This window comes from Amycolatopsis jejuensis (genome assembly GCF_000717335.1).
Lineage (GTDB): Bacteria > Actinomycetota > Actinomycetes > Mycobacteriales > Pseudonocardiaceae > Amycolatopsis > Amycolatopsis jejuensis.
On record NZ_JNYZ01000002.1, the window covers coordinates 1 to 17,083 of the forward strand.

The window sequence follows — 17,083 nt, forward strand, 5'->3', positions numbered from 1 at the left end:
GTGACAATTGCTCTGTCGCAAGAACAATCATCCCAGGCCAGAGGGCATCTGCCCGTCCAGACACGGCCTACAACACCACAAACACCGGTGGATCCAGGTTGGAGTCCGTGAAGGGAACCTTCACGGACTGATTCTCGGTTGGGTGTCCGGCCTCGGCCGCTGGTTCTTGGTTGGGTGGCCGGCCTCGTCTCGCTGATCTCCGGTTGGTGTCCGGCCTCGGCTCTTGCATCCCTGGTCGGCGCTGTCTGGCCCGGTCTGTCATGTTCCGTCGCCCGCGCCGCTCGTGCTGGGTCAGCCCGTCCTATCCCGGCCCGCCCCGGTCAGCCACGCCCCGCCCCGCTCGGCCCTGGCCCGTCCAGCTCAGCCCGGTTGGCCCCTCCCGGCCGGTCAGGCCAGCCGAGTCCTGCCAGCCCAGCCCTGCCCTGCCCAGCCCTGCCTGGTTCAGCCCAGTCCTGGCCAGTCCTGCCTGCCTGCCCGCCCAGCCGAGCCCAGCCGAGCCCTGCCCCGTCCAGTCCCGCCTGGTCCAGCCCAGTCCTGGCCAGGGGAGCCCCGCCCAGTGCGGCCCAGCCAGCCTCTGCTCGACCCGGTCCAGCCGGTTCAGTTCGGCTCCGGCCAGCCCACGAGCCCTGGCCGCCCAGTCCTGGTCAGCCCAAGCCCAAGCCCAAGCCCAAGCCCTGGCCGCCCAGCCCTGGTCACCCAGCTGTGGCCAGCCCACTTCACCCCTCCCCTTGCCCCTTGACGTGCTCGGTCCTCAGACCTAGCCTGCTAACGATTGCGCAATCGTTAGCGCACCTCCCATCTCAGTGTGGTGAGGGGTAAGTTGCCGCCGTCGGGGCGGAGGACTGGAGGCCGTCGTGGGCAAGGGTACGGAAGCCGGGTTTTCGCTGGAGGAGGAGTTCGAGCGGGAGCCTGTGCCGGAGGCGCAGCGGAAGTCGCTGCTGTCGGTTGCGGCCGTGTGGTTCGGGTTTCCGCTGAATCTGGTGCCGGGCATTTTCGGTGGGGTGCTCGCTGCGATGATGGGGTTCCGGCAAGCCCTGCTGGCGATTCTCATCGGCAGCGTCGTGCTGTTCGTCTACGTCGGTGCGCTCAGCTACCTCGCGGGCAAGACCGGCTGGAACTTCGCCATGCTCGCCGAGCGGGTGTTCGGGCGGGTCGGGTACCGGATCGTCGCCGGGTTCCTGGCTACCGTCGTCATCGGCTGGTTCGCCTTCAACAGCGGCGCCACCGGCTCTACGATCCACGAGACCTTCGGCTGGAACGAACGGCTCGTCACGCTCGTGGCGTGTCTCGTGTTCGTCGGGATCACCGTGCTCGGCGTGCGTAGCCTCTCCGTGCTCGGCATGCTCGCCGCGCCGTTGTTCGTCGTTGCCGTGTGCGTCACGCTCGCGCTGGCCATGCGCGGGGTCAGCGGCACGGACATCTGGAACTACCCCGGCGCTGGCGGCGGCACCATGAGCCTCGGCGCGGGGGCGACGCTGGTCATCGCCACCTTTGCCGACTCCGGCACCATGACCGCTGACTTCACCCGCTGGTCCAAGAACGGCCGCCACGCGCTGCTCGCCACGGCCACCGCGTTCCCCTTCGCCAACATCTGTGCGTTCGTCGCGGGGGCGGTCGTCGTTTCGTGCGGGGTGATCGGCAACCCGGCGGTGACCGGCGGCAACTTCGTGCCCGTGATGGCGCACGGCCACGGCGCGCTCGTCACGATTCTCGCGCTGGTGTTCGTGCTGGTCAGCCTCGGTTCGGTGTGTGCGCACTGCCTGTACAACGGCGCGCTCGGCTGGAGCAACCTCGTGGGGCGCAAGATGCGCACGCTGTGTCTTGTGCTCGGCGCCGTCGCGACAGTCGCCGCGGTGGCGGGCGTCTGGAGCCACTTCGTCGACTGGCTGAATTTGCTGGGTGTCTTCGTCCCGCCGATCGGTGCCGTGATGATCATCGCAACCCTCTGGGCGGCGAAGCGCCGCGAAACGGTCAGCTCGGCGATTGCCTTTGCGGCGTACGCGATCGGCGCAATCGCGGCCGGATTGGTGCACTATCTCGCGCCCGAAGCCGGGGAAACCGTGGTCGGCATGGTCGCCGCGGCTCTTGCGTACGCCGGGCTGGCGGCAGTCACCACTGCCCGCGTACCCGCCGAACTGTCCACAATGGAGGAAGCGCGATGACCGCCGAGCTGTGGCAGCTGTCCGCGGTCGAGCAGGCGAGGCTCGTCGCGCGGCAGGACGTTTCCCCGACCGAGCTGGTCACCGCTGCGCTGCACCGCATCGAGGCCGTCGACCCGGTGATCCACGCATTCACCGAGGTCGACGCGGATGCCGCGCTGGCCGAAGCGCGCCGTCAGGAGGGGCTGCTGGCCGCCGGTACCGGCCCAGGACCGATGGCCGGCGTGCCGATCGCGGTGAAGGACCTGCTTTTCACCCGCGGCCTCCGCACCACCGGCGGTTCGAAGCCGTACCGGGATTTCCTTCCCGGCGAGGACGACGTGGTGGTCGAGCGCGTCCGCGCGGCCGGGGCGATCGTGGTGGGCAAGACGAACGTGTCGGAGTTCGGTTTCACGGCGCTCAGCGACAATCCGCTGCACCCCACCACCCGGAACCCGTGGAATCCGGACCTGACTCCGGGCGGGTCCAGCGCCGGTTCCGCGGCCGCGGTCGCTGCCGGGGCCAGTCCGTTCGCGCTGGGCAGTGACGGCGGGGGATCGGTCCGCGCTCCGGCCGCGCACTGCGGAATCGTGGGCTTCAAACCCTCCATGGGACGGGTTCCGCTGTACCCGGGCTGCCGCGACGAACGATATCCGGGCTTCTCCGGCTGGGAGTCGATCGAACACATCGGACCGCTTGCGCGCAGCGTCGAGGACGCGGCGTTCCTGATGTCCGTGATAGCCGGCCCGGACCCGCGTGACCGGCACAGCATCCCGTGCGACGACGTCCGCTGGACTTCCGCGCCGGAGTACCGCACAACGGGCCCGCGCATCGCCTATTGCCCGGATTTCGGTTACGTGGCAGTGGATCCGGAGGTGCGGGCCATCGCAGGCAAGGCCGCCCGCACCCTCGCCGACGCGCTCGGCGCCACCTTCGAGGAGACCTCACCGGGCTGGGCCGATCCGTTCGAAGCGTTCTGGGGCACCGTCGCGCTGGACACCGACCTCACCGGCCTGCGCGGCCTCGACGCGAGCGCACTCGGCCCGGACGTGCACGACGTGATCGGCCGTTCGTGGACGGCCGAACAACTCACCGACGCGATCGTCGGCCGCAAGGCCTTCGCCAACGCGATGGCACGGTTCATGCGGGACTGGGAATTCCTCGTCACCCCCACGCTGACCGTCCCGCCGTTCCCGCTCGACGTCCGCGGGCCGGAGGTAGTGGACGGCGTCGCGGTGAGCCAGTTCGCGTGGACGTCGTTCACCTTGCCGTTCAACCTCACCGGTCAGCCCGCGATTTCGGTACCCGCCGGACGGACTTCCGACGGGCGTCCGGTCGGCCTGCAGATCGCCGGGCGGCACCTCGCCGACGCCTCGGTGCTCGGCGCCGCGGCCGCATTCCAGGACGCCGCCGACTGGCGCGGGTCCTGGCCCCTGACCGGGCACTGACCCCTCCGATCCACCGGCACTTCCCGCCAAGCGCCGGTCGCATTTGCTGGCATCGGCTGCCGGTGACAGATTCACCGCACGACGCATAGTTTCTGCAGGATGTCGCGGAATGTGCGCATTCCGCGACATCGGACCGACGGGAACAGCGGCGAGGAGACCTCGGAAATGGACCCCACGGAACCCGTATCCGGCACCGCCGGTGCAGCGGGAACGACCCGTCCGGCCGACGGGGAAAAAGGCTGGACCGCACTCACCGGCGCACTCGATTCGATGGGCGTCACCCGCGCCCACAAGACAATTCTGTTCCTCGTTCTCGCCGGCGGGTTCTTCGACGTGTGGGAACAGGACAGCATCGGCGCGGTCGGGCCGAATCTGCAGCAGGCATGGCACATTTCGACCACGCAGATCGGATTGCTCGTCACGGCGACGCTGTTCGCCATGGTCGTCGGCGGAATTGTCGCGGGAATGCTCGGCGACGTCAAAGGCCGGCGGTACGTGATCGTCGCCAACCTCGCGCTGTATTCGCTCGGCGCGCTGGTGTGCGCGCTGGCCCCGAATCTCGCGGTGCTGATGATCGGCCGCGTGGTGGTGGGCATCGGCCTCGGCGGGGAGCTCGCCATCGGGATCACGCTGCTCGCCGAGGTTTCGCCGACGAAGTTCCGCGCGAGCTCGGTGGCGATGTACAACGTGGGCGCGGGCGGGCTCGGCAACCCGACCGCGTACGGTTTCGGTGCGCTGGTGCTCGGGGTGTTCGGCGAGTTCTTCGGCGGGACGGCGACCAGCTGGCGATGGTTCTACGGGCTGCTGGTGATCCCCGGCATCCTGATCCTGTACTACCGGCGGTACCTGCCGGAAAGCCCGCGCTACCTGCTGTCGAAAGGCCGGGTGCAGGAGGCGAACCTCGTCCTGTCGCGGCTGGCGAACGGGAACCTGCGGGCCAGGGACATCCCGGTCACGCCGTATCTTTCCGAGGGTGCTTCGGCAGTTCCGGAACGGGAGAAGGTCCGGTTCCGGGAAATCTTCTCCCGGCGGCTGCTGCGCGGAACGCTCACCGTGGGAATTGCGGCGTGGATGACCTTCGGTGCGCAGAACATCGTGCTCAGCCTGCTGCCGACGGTCCTTTCCGACGAGGGGTACGACATCGCGAACAGCCTGCTGTTCACCATGGTGATCAATTTCGGCGGATTGCTCGGCGCGATTGCCGCATCATATCTCGGATATCGCGTCCGCCGCCGGATGGTCGCGATTCCGGGTGGTATCATCGCGTGCATCGCGGCGATCGGATTCGGGCTCGCCCGCGGATCGGTCGCCATCATTCTCGCCGGTTTCGCTTTCCAGTTCTTCGTGCTCACGCTCAACACCACCATCTGGGCGTGGTCGCCGGAACTGTTCCCCACGCGGATTCGCGCTTTCGGTACCTCGGTGCTGCTGGCCGTGAATCTCAGCGCGGGCGCGATTCTCGTCCCGATCGCGGGCGGGGTGTTCACCGGGCTCGGCAAAGCCGGGCTCTTCGGGATGGTCGCGGTGATGTACGGCGTGATGACCTGCCTGGCCGTATTCGCGCCGGAAACGCACGGCAGGCCGCTGAACGAGGACGCCGCCCACCGGGCGGCCTGACGAACGGCCCGGCTCGGCCGGGCAGGAGGAGAACGGACTGTGCAGGATCAAGGAAAGTGGTTCGTGGGGATGCAGATCAACCCGGTGAGCCTTGCCGACGAGGGTGTCGACGTGGTCCTCGACGCGGCGCAGGAGAAAGCGGCGGCGACCGCGGCAGTGGTCACCGTGCACACCTTCAACCCGGAGCTCATGGAGCGCCCGGCGGAGTATTCCGGGCACGGCGTCCGCGGGCCGCACGGCAACAGCGGCGGTACCTTCGTCACCACGCACGACGAGTACTACCGCGGCCTGCCGGTGTCCGGCTTCCGCGCGTCCGGTTCGCTGTTCGACGGGCTGGACGTGCTCGACGCGGTCGGCCCGGGCGCCCGCAGCCGCGGCCTCGACCTGTACGGCTACATGCTGGAGACCACCAGCACCGGCGGCACGCAGACGCACGTCCCCGGCTTCTCGCGGCTCCTCGAGATCGACCCGTGGGGCCGCGTCGGGCAGCTGCCGTGCGTCAACAACCCGGACTACCGGCTGTGGAAACGCTCGCTGCTCACCGACTTCTACGCCACGCACGATTTCGACGGGTTCGCCTGGGGCGTCGAGCGCTGGGGCCCGCTGCATCGCGCGCTGATGGGGGAGTCCGTCGGGTGCTTCTGCCCGTACTGCAAGGAAGTCGCGGCCGCGGACGGGATCGACCTCGACCGCACCGCCACCGCGTACCGCGCGGTGCTCGAAACCATGTGGGGCCAGGTGGATTCGAGCACCGAACGCGACGGGTTCGCGCTGCGGATGATCGACGGCCTGCTCCAGTACCCGGAGGTGCTGGCCTGGGAACGCAGCTGGACCCGCGCGTACCTCGGCCTGCACCGCGAGATGTACGGACTGGCCAAGTGGCTGGCGCCGGACCGGCCGTTCGGGCTCGGCCTCTGGCACTACTACTTCATCGACCCGCTCCTGCGCACCGAGTGGAATGCCTGGGACTGGACGAGGTCCGCGGACTTCCTGCGGCCGATCCTGTACCACCTCGCCGAAGGCCACCGGATCCAGGACTTCGCGACCAAGCTCAGCCAGGGCCCGCTCACCGGCGCGACACCGGAGGAAGCCTGCAGCTGGCTGATGCGCATGGTCGGCCTCGACCTCGACGTCAAGTTCCCGGCGATGGGCGACGGCCTGCCGGCGGACTACGTGCGCACCGGGGTCGAGATCGTGCGCAACAGCCTGGCCGGTGACCTGCCGGTGTACGCGGCGATCGGCGTCGACATCCGCGAAAAGGGCTGCCCGGCAACGACTCCGGAGGACGTCGAGGCAGCCGTCGAGGCAGCCGTCGACGGCGGCGCGGCCGGAATCACGGCGTCGCGCAACTACGCGGAGATGACGATGCCGAACCTCGAAGCGGTGGGCACGGCCGTGCGCCGCCTCCGCGGGGCGGGTGCCTGATGACCGCGCCGATCGACGTCATCGTCTTCCCGTTCACCCCCGACACGCGGCCGATCTACGAGCGCACGCCCGGCCTGATGGAGGTGCAGACCGGGCTCGGGATCTGGGACAAGCTCTTCACGTCGGACCAGCTCGTGGCCGCCATGGACGACGCCGGGGTGGACAAGGCCATCGTCTGCTCGCAGGCGGGTGGCACCTGGGAGGTGCCCGCGGAGTACACGCGCGACTTCATCGCCGGCTGGCCCGGCCGCCTGTACGGTGCGTGCGGCATCGATCCCCGCGACATCACCGAGGGCGTGCGGAAGCTGGAACGCGCGGTGACCGAGTACGGGTTCCTTGGCGCGCACAGCTATCCGCACTGGTTCGGGCTCGCGCCGGACGACCGGAAGTACTACCCGTTCTACGCCAAATGCGTGGAGCTCGGCGTGCCGATCGAGATCCAGATCGGCGAGGCACTGCAGCGCAACCTGCGCAACGTCGGGCGGCCGGAAACCCTCGACCGGATTGCCGTCGACTTTCCCGATCTGCGGATCGTGGCCATCCACACGGGATACCCGTGGGAACGCGAACTGGTTGCGGTGTCGGCAAAACACGCGAACGTCCACATCGGAGCGGACGCCGTCCACCCGCGGCTCTGGCCCGCCGAGCTGACCCGGTTCATCGCCGGGGAAGGCCGTACGAAGGTGTTGTGGGGCACCAACAAACCCGCACTCGACCAGGCGGATTCGCTCGCCGGAGTCGCCGAGCTGGGCTTCGCCGACGACGTGCTCTACCTGCTGCTGCGGGGTAACGCGGAGCGGGTCTTCGGGTTCCCGGACGTCCGCAGCACACCGGAGAACCGGACCCGGGAGGCGATCGCATGACCGGCTACAGCGTGCTCAGCGGCGGCACGGTGGTGTCCAGCACCACCACAGTGCGCGGTGACGTCCTGGTCAAGGACGGCAAGATCGCGGCGGTAGGGGAATTCGGCGACCTGCCGCTCGACGGCGTGGAACGGGTGGACGTCGGCGGCATGCTGCTGGTGCCCGGCGGGGTGGACGTGCACACGCACATCGACTCCCCGATGATGGGCACCGTCACGGCCGACGACTTCGAGTCCGCGACCATTGCCGCGGCTGTCGGCGGTACCACCACGGTGGTCGATTTCGCCATGCAGCCCAAGGGGAACGGCCTGCTCGAATCGCTGGAAGCGCATCACGCCAAGGCCCGCGGCAAGGCAGTCGTCGACTACGGGTTCCACATGTGCATCACCGACCTGTACCCGGGTGCGGTGGGCGAGTTCGGCGAGATCGTGCAGTCCGGGGTCAGCAGCTTCAAGGTGTTCATGGCCTACCGCGGCACCTTGATGCTGGACGACGGCCAGATGTTCGACGTGCTGCGCCAGGCGCGGCACACCGGCGGCCAGGTGTGCGTGCACGCCGAGAACGGCGACGTGATCGACCGGCTCGCGGCCGATCTGGTGGCCGCTGGCAAGACCGGACCGGAGTACCACGAGGTCGCGCGGCCGCCGTCCACCGAGGTGGAGGCGGTGCGCCGGGCGATCCGCATCGCGCGGATGGCCGACGCGCCGCTGTACTTCGTGCATCTCTCCACCGAGGGCGCGGTGGAAGCGGTGGCCGAAGCGCAGTCGCGGGACTGGGCGATCGCCGGGGAAACCTGCACGCACTACCTCACGCTCGGCCGCGAGTTCTACGACCGGCCGGGTTTCGAACCCGCGAAGGTGGTGCTCACGCCGCCGCTGCGCACGCAGGAACACCGCGACGCGCTGTGGCGCGGCCTGCGGGCCGGGTCGCTGGGCGTCGTCAGCTCCGACCACTGCCCGTTCTGCCTGGAGGAGAAGCGGCGGCTCGGCGAGCACGACTTCCGGCTCGTCCCCAACGGCGGTCCGGGCGTCGAGCACCGGATGCTCGTGCTGTACGGCGAAGGGGTCGCCCGCGGGCGGATCTCGCTGACCAAGTTCGTCGATCTCACCGCGACCACCCCGGCCCGGCAGTTCGGCCTCACCGGGAAAGGCCAGCTCGCGCCGGGTTTCGACGCCGACATCGTCGTGCTCGATCCGCAGGGGTCCACCACGATTTCGGCCGCGACGCAGCGCCAGCGGATGGACTACACGCCGTACGAGGGCTGGACCGTCCCGGGTGCGGTGAAGGCGGTCTATTCGCGCGGCGAGCTGATCTGCCGTGACGGCGTCTTCGTCGGTTCGGCCGGGCGCGGCCGGTTCGTCGAGCGCGCTGCGCTTTAGCGCGTCCCGGCCGGGGCGCGGGAACGGAGGGGCATCATGACACAGGGAATCGCCCGGCTCGAGCCGGTGCGGGAGCGGATTTCGCGGGATCTGCACGAGCTGGCGGAGATTCGCGAACCGGACCACCTCGGCTGGACCCGACGGGTGTTCAGCGAGCCGTACCGGCTGGCGCGCGAGTGGGTCACGGCGCGGATGCGCGACGCGGGCCTCGAGGTCCGCCGGGACGGTGCGGGGAACCTCGTCGGGGTGCTGCCGGGACGGTCCCCGGCGGCTCCGGCGCTGATCACCGGGTCGCACACGGACACCGTGCAGGGCGGCGGCCGGTTCGACGGCATCGTCGGCGTGCTGGGCGCGATCGAGGTCGCGCGGCTGCTGCGGGAGTCCGGCAGGCAGCTCGATCGCGACCTGGTGGTGGTCGATTTCCTGGGTGAGGAGTCCAACGACTGGCGGCTGAGCTGCCTGGGCAGCCGCGCGCTGGCCGGGGAGCTCACCCGCGCCGACCTCGACCGGCAGGACGGCACCGGAGCAGCGCTCGGCGGGCAGTTCGCCGCGTTCGGGATCGATCCGTCGGCGGCGCTCGGCGAGGACTGGCTGCGGCGGCGGCCGGTGCACGGGTACGTGGAACTGCACGTCGAGCAGGGGCCGGTGCTGGAACAGCGCGGGGCGGCGATCGGGGTGGTCACGGCGATTGCCGGGATCGAGCGGCTCCTCGCGACGTTCCGCGGCCAGGCGGATCACGCGGGGACCCGGCCGATGGGGGACCGGCGCGATGCACTCGTGGCTGCTGCGGAGGCGGTGCTCGCGGTGGAGCGCACCGGATGCGGGGCGCCGGTGCACGGCGTCGCGACGGCCAGCGAGGCCGCGAACGTGCGGGCCGCGCCCAACGTGGTCCCGGAGCTGATCGAGCTGCGCGCGGAAATGCGCAGCGTCGACACCGGATGGCTCGGTACGGCGCGGGAACGGCTGGCCGGTGACATCATCGCCGCCGCGCAAGCCCGCGGGGTCGATGTTTCCCTCGACTGGATCACCGACAACGAGGTGGTGCAGGCGTCGAAGCCGATCCAGGACGTGATCGCGGAGGAAGCCGGCGCGGCGGGGATAGCCTGGGAAGCCGTGCCGAGCGGGGCGACGCACGACGCGGTGCACATGGCGCGGTGGTGCCCGATGGGGATGATCTTCGTGCCGTCGAAGGGCGGCCGGAGCCACTGCCCGGAGGAAGCGACCGGTCTCGGCGACATCGTGCACGGCGTGCGGCTGCTGGCCGCCACGATGTGCTCGCTCGACGCCCGCCCGTGAACTGCGCAGCGGCTGGCAGGGTGCGCCGGGATCTCCGCGGTGACGATTGGCAATTGCTGCCGATGACGCCGGGTGCGGTCCCGGCCATAGTGGGGCAGATGACGGCCCGGAACATCGTTTTCCCGAATTCGTATTTCGACTCGGTCGTTCTCATGCGGACCGCGGCCACGCTCGGCGCGCGCCCCGGGGTACGTGCCGCGAGCCTGCTGATGGCGACCGAGCCGAACCGGCAGGTGCTCGCCGACGCGGGGTTGCTCGCCGCGGAGGCGGGCGCGGCGGGTCCGAACGACCTGATCGTCGCGGTGGACTGCGACGACGACCTGGTGGACTCGGTACTCGCCGCGGCGGGCGAGCTGCTGGAAGACCGGCCCGCCGTGGTGCCGGGGGACCTGCCGGCGCCGCGCACCCTTGCCGCGGTGGCGGATACCGCCGACCTGGCAGTGATTTCCACTCCCGGTCGGTATGCCGCAGCCGAGGCACTCAAAGCACTGCGGCTGGGTCTGCACGTGTTCTTGTTCAGCGACAACGTGGACGTGCGCGACGAGGTCCGGCTCAAGCGGTACGCCCACGAACGAGGGCTGCTGGTGATGGGCCCGGACTGCGGGACTGCCATCCTGAACGGGGTCCCGCTGGCGTTCGCCAACGTGGTGCGGCCGGGCCGGATCGGGCTGGTCAGCGCTTCCGGGACCGGGTTGCAGCAGGTGTCCACCTTGCTGGACGCCTGGGGTGCCGGGGTCAGCCAGGTCCTGGGAGTCGGGGGACGGGATCTGTCGGCGGACGTCGGTGGACTGTCCACTTTGGACGCTCTGGACGCGTTGGCGGCCGACCCGGGCACGGACGTGATCGTGCTGATCTCGAAGCCCCCGGCGCCTTCGGTGGCCGACCTGGTGCTGCGGCGGGCTTCCGGGCTGGGGAAGCCGGTGGTGGCGACGTTCCTCGGTGGTGCGGCTTCGGTGGCGGGGGTGACCGTCGTGTCCACTTTGGACGAAGCTGCCGGGGCTGCCTTGCGGCTGGCGCTGGGGGTGACGCCGCCGGCAGCTCTGCGCCGCGACGTCGTGCGCCCGGCGAACCGCCGCTTGCTGCGGGCGCTGTTCGCGGGCGGGACTTTCGCCTGCGAGGCGAGGGCGATCCTGGGACCGGTGCTGGGGGAGGTCGCCTCGGCGGTCGAGCGGTACCTGCCGGGGACGCCGCCGGTACTGCCGGATTCGCACCTGATCCTCGACCTCGGCGACGACGCGTTCACCGTCGGCCGCCCCCATCCGATGATCGACCCGACGAGCCGCTTGGACTTCCTTCGTGCGGCGGCGGCCGATCCGGAGACCGCGGTGGTCCTGCTGGACGTCGTGCTCGGCCACGGGGCCGGTCCCGACCCGGCGGGCGCGCTGGCCCCGGCCATCGCGGCGATGACGCCGCAGGTGGTCGCGTTCGTGGTCGGTACCGCGGGTGACCCGCAGGGGCTGGCCGAGCAGCAACGGAAACTGACGGATGCGGGTGCGATGGTGGCGCGGAGCAGCACGGAGGCCGCGCAGCTAGCCGGGGAGCATCTGACGGAGGCGGCCATGGGGGCGGCTTCGTGAGCGTCGGTGATCTCCTGCGGGCACCCAGGCTCACGGTGGTGAACGTCGGCCTCGCGGAGTTCTCCGCACCGGCCCAGGCCGCTGGAGCCGAGGTCACCGAGCTCGACTGGCGGCCTCCGGCGGCCGGAGATGCCGCGCTGGGGTGGAAGCTTGCCAGTCTGGTGGGGGACCCGGCGATCGACGACGCCAACCGGCGGGTGCTCGAGCGGGTCCTGGCGGTGCAGCCGAGATGGGTGGACGTTCGGCCGGCGGCGGAGGTGCTGCCCTCGCTGGCGGAGCAGCGGCTGTTGCTGCACGCCGGGCCGCCGATCGGCTGGGAGCGGATGTGCGGGCCGATGCGGGCGGCCGTGCTCGGGGCGGCCCTGCTCGAAGGGTGGGCGGACACGCCCGAGCGGGCGGAACTGCTTGCTGCCACAGGGAAGATCGAGTTCGCGCCCTGCCACGACTTCGCGATGGTCGGGCCGATGGCCGGGATCATCTCGGCGTCACAGCCACTGATCGTGGTCGAGGACGCAGTCACCGGGCTCCGGGCGTATTCGAACCTCAACGAGGGCCGCGGCCGGTGCCTGCGGTACGGCGCGCTCGGCGACGACGTGCTCCACCGGTTGCGCTGGATGAGCGACCGCCTCGGGCCCAGCCTGCAGGCCGCGGTGCGGTCGCTGGCCGAGCCGATCAACCTCAAGACGGTGATCGCGCAAGCCGTCCAGATGGGCGACGAGTGCCACAGCCGCAACAACGCCGCGAGCGCGCTGCTCACCCGTCAGCTTGCGGCGCCACTCGCCCGGCAGACTGACCTCGGCGGCATCGAGGCTCTCGAATTCCTCGCGGGCAACGACTACTGGTTCCTCAATTTCTCCATGGCTGCAGGCAAACTCGCCATGACCGCCGGGCACGGGGTCGATCGGTCCACTGTGGTCACTGCGTACGCGCGCAACGGCGTCGAGGTCGGGCTGCGGGTGAGCGGCCTCGGCCAGGAATGGTTCACCGCGCCCGCGCCGCCGGTCGACGGGCTGTACTTCCCCGGCTACGGCCCCGGCGACGCGAATCCGGACATCGGCGACAGTGCGATTGCCGAGGTGTACGGCCTCGGCGGGTTCGCGCTTGCCGCGGCTCCGGCGATCGTCGGGTTCGTCGGCGGGACCACTCAGGACGCGGTTCGCACGAGTGTGGACATGGGAGCCATCACCGTCGGGCGGCATCGGGACGTCCAGCTGCCCGCTTTGGAGTTCGCCGGGAGCCCGGTCGGGATCGACGTCCGCGCGGTCCTCGACTCCGGCATCCGGCCTGCGATCACCACCGGCATCGCGCACCGGACCCCCGGTATCGGGCAGATCGGCGCCGGGATCACGCACATGCCGGTCGACTGCTTCCTCGCCGCCCTCCGCGCGTTCCCCGGTGAGAGTTGACATGCCTGCGCGTGGCGGTTCGGTGAGTGCGGCGATGCTGCCGCTGCTCACCGGGCCGGTGCGCGCGGCGCGGGTCGCGGGGGCCGGGAGGCTGGCGGCTTACCTCGACGCCGGGTCCGAGATGCTCGCGTTGCTGGCGCCGGACGCGGTGCGGGTCCCGAATGGATTGGTACTGCGAGCGGGGGAGCTGATCGCCCGGCTGCAGGTCGGCGCGAAGGCGACGGTGGGGGCCGGTGCGGTGCGGGCCGGCGATGTGGTGCTCGGCTGGGAGTCGGTGTGGCCGCCGGGGCAACCGGTGATGGCCGACCCGGACCTGGCGCGCCGCCGGGCGCCCGGATTTCAGGCGGCGGTCTCGCGGGAAGCCGGTGCGCTTCCGCGGTACCTCGAAGAACCGGTCGCCGCACTGGCTACCGGCGACCTCCGCGCAGCGGCTGAGCGGCTGCTCGGCCTCGGACCGGGGCTGACGCCGTCGGGTGACGACGTCCTCGCCGGGTTTCTCGTCACCCGGCGCAGCCTCGGCGTACCGGCCGGAGACGTCACCGCCTTGGCCGCGCGGCGGACGTCGGCGATCTCGGCCGACCTGCTCCGGCACGCCGCCGCCGGACGATGCATCCCGCAGCTCGCCGACGTCGTCACTGCACTCGGCAGCCCCGGCCGCGCGCCGCAGCTGGGCGCGTTGCTCGCGGTCGGCCACCACTCCGGTGGCGACCTCGCGCGAGGTGTGGCACTCGCATTGACAGCGACGAAAGGGAACCGCTGATGGAATGGACGACCCGCCCGGTCACCTTGGCCCGCAACGGGATGGTGAGCTCGCCGCATTACCTCGCGTCCGCGGCCGGGCTGGCCGTCCTGCGTGACGGCGGCTCCGCGGTCGACGCGGCCATCGCCGTGAACGCGACCCTCGGCGTGGTCTACCCGCACATGACCGGTCCGGGCGGCGACGCATTCTGGCTCGTTTACGACCGGAACGCCGACCGGGTACGGGCGCTCAACGGGAGCGGCCGCGCGGTTGCCGGGGCGAACCGGGAGCTCTTCCGCTCCGCCGGCCTGCGGGAAATCCCGGCGCGCGGACCGCTGTCGGTGGTCACCGTGCCGGGCGCCGTGGACAGCTGGTGCACCGCACATGCCGACCACGGGCGCTTGCCCCTCGCCCGGCTGCTGAGCCCGGCGATCGACTACGCGCGCAACGGATACCCGGTCAGCGCCGGACAGTCCCGGTACACCGCGGGCGCCGCGCAGGTGCTTGGCGCCGACCCGCTCACCGAGCGCACCATGCTGCCCGACGGCCGCATCCCGCGCCCCGGAGACCTGCTGCGCCTGCCGTTGCTGGCGGACACCCTGCAGACGGTCGCGGACCAGGGCCGGAATGGGTTTTACGAGGGTGCGGTCGCGGCGGAGATCGCGGCCGCGGTCCAGCGAGCCGGTGGGCTCCTGACGGCTGCCGACCTGGCTGCACACCGGTCGGTGTGGAGCGAACCGATCAGCACGACCTATCGGGGCCACCAGTGCTACCAGCACCCGCCGAACTCGCAAGGCCTCGCGCATTTGATGGTGCTGAACATCCTGGAGAACTTCCCGCTCGCGGACCTGGACGACCGCGGTGCGGAGTACGTCCACCTGGTCGTCGAAGCCACGAAGCTGGCCTTCACCGAGCGGGACCGGTATTGCGCCGATCCGGAGTTCGGCGAGTTTCCCGTCGGGGACCTGCTGTCGAAGGAGTTCGCGGCCGATCTCGGCGGGCGGATCGGTGCGGTCGCCCGTCCGCCGCACGGGGTTCCGGCGCGGATCGGGCAGGACACGACGTGCACGGTGGTGGTGGACGGCGACGGGAACGCGGTGTCGGTGATCCAGAGCCTGTACCATGAGTTCGGGTCCGCGGTCACCGCCGGGAGGAGCGGGGTGCTGCTGCAGAACCGGGGTTCGAGTTTCTCCCTGGACGACATGCAGCCGAACCGGCTGGAACCGGGCAAACGGCCGTTCCACACGCTGATGCCGGGCATGGTTTTCCGTGGTGGCAAGCCGTTTCTGGTGTACGGCACGATGGGCGGCGAAGGGCAGCCGCAGACGTCGACGGCTCTGGTGACGCGGGTGGTCGACTTCGGCCGCGACGTGCAGTCCGCGATCGACGCGCCGCGCTGGCTCTACGGCCGCACCTGGGGTGAGCAACGCCGCGACCTGCGGCTCGAATCCCGGTTGCCGGTGGGGGAAACCCTTGCTGCGCAGGGGCATCCGGTGCGCACGGTGGCCGCCTTCGACGACGTGATGGGGCACGCCCAGGCCATCCGGGTGAACGACGACGTGCTCGCCGGTGGCGCCGACCCCCGTGGGGAGGGCCTCGCGCTGGGCTGGTGACGCGGCGAGGGTCAGGCTTTGGCCTTCGCGGCCAGTACCCGATAAGCGTGCACTGCCATTTCCAGCTGCAGCCGGCTGGTCGGATTCCGGTCGATTCCGCCGGTGAGCCGCTCGACCTGGTCCAGCCGGTAGCGGAGCGTGTTGTAATGCACGTTCAACGCGCCCGCGGTGGCGACCCGGTTGCGGTTGCAGCGGAAATAGCATTCGAGGGTTTTCACGAGTGATCCGCTGCGGCGGTGATCGTAATCGAGCAGCGGGCCGAGTTCTTCGGCGACGTTGCGTTCCAGTTCCGGCACCGGCACCTGGTAGAGCATCCGGTAAATGCCGAGCACATCGTGTCCGAGCACGAAATCGTCGCCGTAGATTTCGCGGCCGAGGGTGAGTGCTTCGACGGCTTCCCGGTAGCTTTTCTGGAAATCGGAGAAATCGGTGTACGGGCGGCCGGTGGCGACCATGACGTGCAGCCCGGATTGCACCCGGGCGATCCGGTCGTGCAGTTTCTGGCACAGGTCGGCAAAAGTGCGGTCCGGAGTGGTGAGCATGGCGAGCCCGGACCGCAGCGCCCATACGATGGAATTCTCCCCGGCCACTTCCTTGGCAATCCGGACGAGACGGTTTTCCACCGGCTGATCGGCCACCCGCAGGGGGCCGGCGGCGGACCGGATGTCGACCAGCACCGCCGCGCGCGGGCCGTCGAGGTTCCAGCCCATCGCGTCGGCCCGCCGGGTCATTTCGGCGCGGTCGAGCGCGCGGCCGGACACGAGTTCCATCAGCAGCAGCGTGCGGTGCCGCTGCTCGCGGCTGACCACGGCGCGCTCCTGGGCGATGGCCATCGCGGCGATCGTCGCCGCCTGTTCCATGGCCATGAGCTGGTGCGGAAGGGGTTCACCGGTGGTCCAGGCGACGACCTCGCCGTGCAGGCTGGTGCCGACCTTGATCGGGCGCGTGAGGTCGGGCTCGCGGGAGCCGAGCGGGGGAGCACCGGCCTCGGCGACCACGTGCGCGTGGTCGTCGACGATGGCGGCCGGAAGGTGGATCAGGTCGGCGAGCGCCTCGAGCAGCTCCTGGTGCGACCCGCCGGCAAGGGCGATCGCGGTGAGCCGCTCGTGGATCGTGTGCGCCCGTTCGAGCTCGATGGCCTGGCGGTTGAGAATGGTGCCGAGGACTTCGGAAAGAATGTCGTTGAAGATCAGATCCGGCGGGATTTCGACGATCGGGAATCCGAGCCGGTCGGCCGCGGTGAGCATTTCCCGCGGAAGGGCGTCGAGATACGGCCCGATCTTGATCCCGAGTGCGGTGAGTCCCCGGTCGGCGAGCTGCGGGATCAGCCGGGTGAGCGCCGAGAAATCCTCGCGCACCGGATAGGCCGTGGTGAGCAGCAGTTCCCCGCCGCGCATCCAGCGGACGATATCCGGCACTTCCATGATGTTGACGACGCGGATTCGGCGCCCGCTTCCGGTTTTTCCCGCCGCGACGCGCGCACCGCTGAGACACGGCAATCGCAATGCCGCGTCGAGCGTGATCCCGAACGGAGTCCGGGCCGTTCCTGCCGAAGTGGTCAAGCTCCGATTATCCCTTCCGG

12 protein-coding genes are annotated in these 17,083 nt (G+C 70.3%); 11 read left to right on the plus strand and 1 reads right to left on the minus strand.

The features are described from left to right. Positions 1–854 precede the first annotated feature (854 nt). The 11 genes from OO71_RS01555 (at position 855) to ggt (ending at position 15,501) form a co-directional block, all read left to right on the plus strand. Positions 855–2,162: a cytosine permease gene (locus OO71_RS01555; protein WP_033287794.1), complete on the plus strand. Its 1,308-nt coding sequence runs from the start codon at positions 855–857 to the stop codon at positions 2,160–2,162. Continuing rightward, complete coding sequence (locus OO71_RS01560) at positions 2,159–3,586, plus strand: amidase (RefSeq protein WP_051790907.1); 1,428 nt, start codon at positions 2,159–2,161, stop codon at positions 3,584–3,586. The genes OO71_RS01555 and OO71_RS01560 overlap by 4 nt, the downstream gene beginning before the upstream one ends. A 165-nt stretch (positions 3,587–3,751) precedes the next feature. Further along, positions 3,752–5,203 (plus strand): MFS transporter, encoded by a 1,452-nt coding sequence (locus OO71_RS01565; protein ID WP_084144658.1) that lies wholly within the window; start codon positions 3,752–3,754, stop codon positions 5,201–5,203. Between the two features lie 39 nt (positions 5,204–5,242). Next, on the plus strand, positions 5,243–6,628 hold the full coding sequence (locus OO71_RS01570) for a hypothetical protein (RefSeq protein WP_156096118.1): 1,386 nt from the start codon (positions 5,243–5,245) through the stop codon (positions 6,626–6,628). Continuing rightward, complete coding sequence (locus tag OO71_RS01575; RefSeq protein WP_051790908.1) at positions 6,628–7,491, plus strand: amidohydrolase family protein; 864 nt, start codon at positions 6,628–6,630, stop codon at positions 7,489–7,491. Before OO71_RS01570 ends, OO71_RS01575 begins: the two co-directional genes overlap by 1 nt. After that, the gene (gene hydA, locus OO71_RS01580) at positions 7,488–8,870 is read left to right on the plus strand and encodes a dihydropyrimidinase (protein ID WP_033287796.1); all 1,383 of its coding nucleotides are present in this window, start codon (positions 7,488–7,490) and stop codon (positions 8,868–8,870) included. The genes OO71_RS01575 and hydA overlap by 4 nt, the downstream gene beginning before the upstream one ends. A gap of 36 nt (positions 8,871–8,906) precedes the next feature. After that, on the plus strand, positions 8,907–10,166 hold the full coding sequence (locus OO71_RS01585) for a M20 family metallo-hydrolase (protein WP_051790909.1): 1,260 nt from the start codon (positions 8,907–8,909) through the stop codon (positions 10,164–10,166). A 98-nt stretch (positions 10,167–10,264) separates the two neighbouring features. Continuing rightward, a complete protein-coding gene (fdrA, locus tag OO71_RS01590) occupies positions 10,265–11,743 on the plus strand; it encodes an acyl-CoA synthetase FdrA (protein WP_033287797.1) in 1,479 nt (492 codons plus the stop codon). Continuing rightward, positions 11,740–13,149 (plus strand): YlbE family protein, encoded by a 1,410-nt coding sequence (locus tag OO71_RS01595; protein ID WP_051790910.1) that lies wholly within the window; start codon positions 11,740–11,742, stop codon positions 13,147–13,149. The genes fdrA and OO71_RS01595 overlap by 4 nt, the downstream gene beginning before the upstream one ends. A gap of 1 nt (position 13,150) precedes the next feature. Then, positions 13,151–13,909 carry an oxamate carbamoyltransferase subunit AllH family protein gene (locus tag OO71_RS01600; protein ID WP_051790911.1) on the plus strand — a complete coding sequence of 253 codons (759 nt, stop codon included), beginning with the start codon at positions 13,151–13,153 and terminating at the stop codon, positions 13,907–13,909. Continuing rightward, positions 13,909–15,501, plus strand: coding sequence for a gamma-glutamyltransferase (ggt, locus tag OO71_RS01605; RefSeq protein ID WP_051790912.1), 1,593 nt, complete (start codon positions 13,909–13,911; stop codon positions 15,499–15,501). The genes OO71_RS01600 and ggt overlap by 1 nt, the downstream gene beginning before the upstream one ends. Before the next feature lie 11 nt (positions 15,502–15,512). Here ggt and OO71_RS01610 read toward each other — a convergent pair whose 3' ends face one another. Then, positions 15,513–17,063, minus strand: a complete 1,551-nt coding sequence (locus tag OO71_RS01610; protein ID WP_051790913.1) for a PucR family transcriptional regulator — start codon at positions 17,061–17,063, stop codon at positions 15,513–15,515. Between the last annotated feature and the right edge of the window lie 20 nt (positions 17,064–17,083).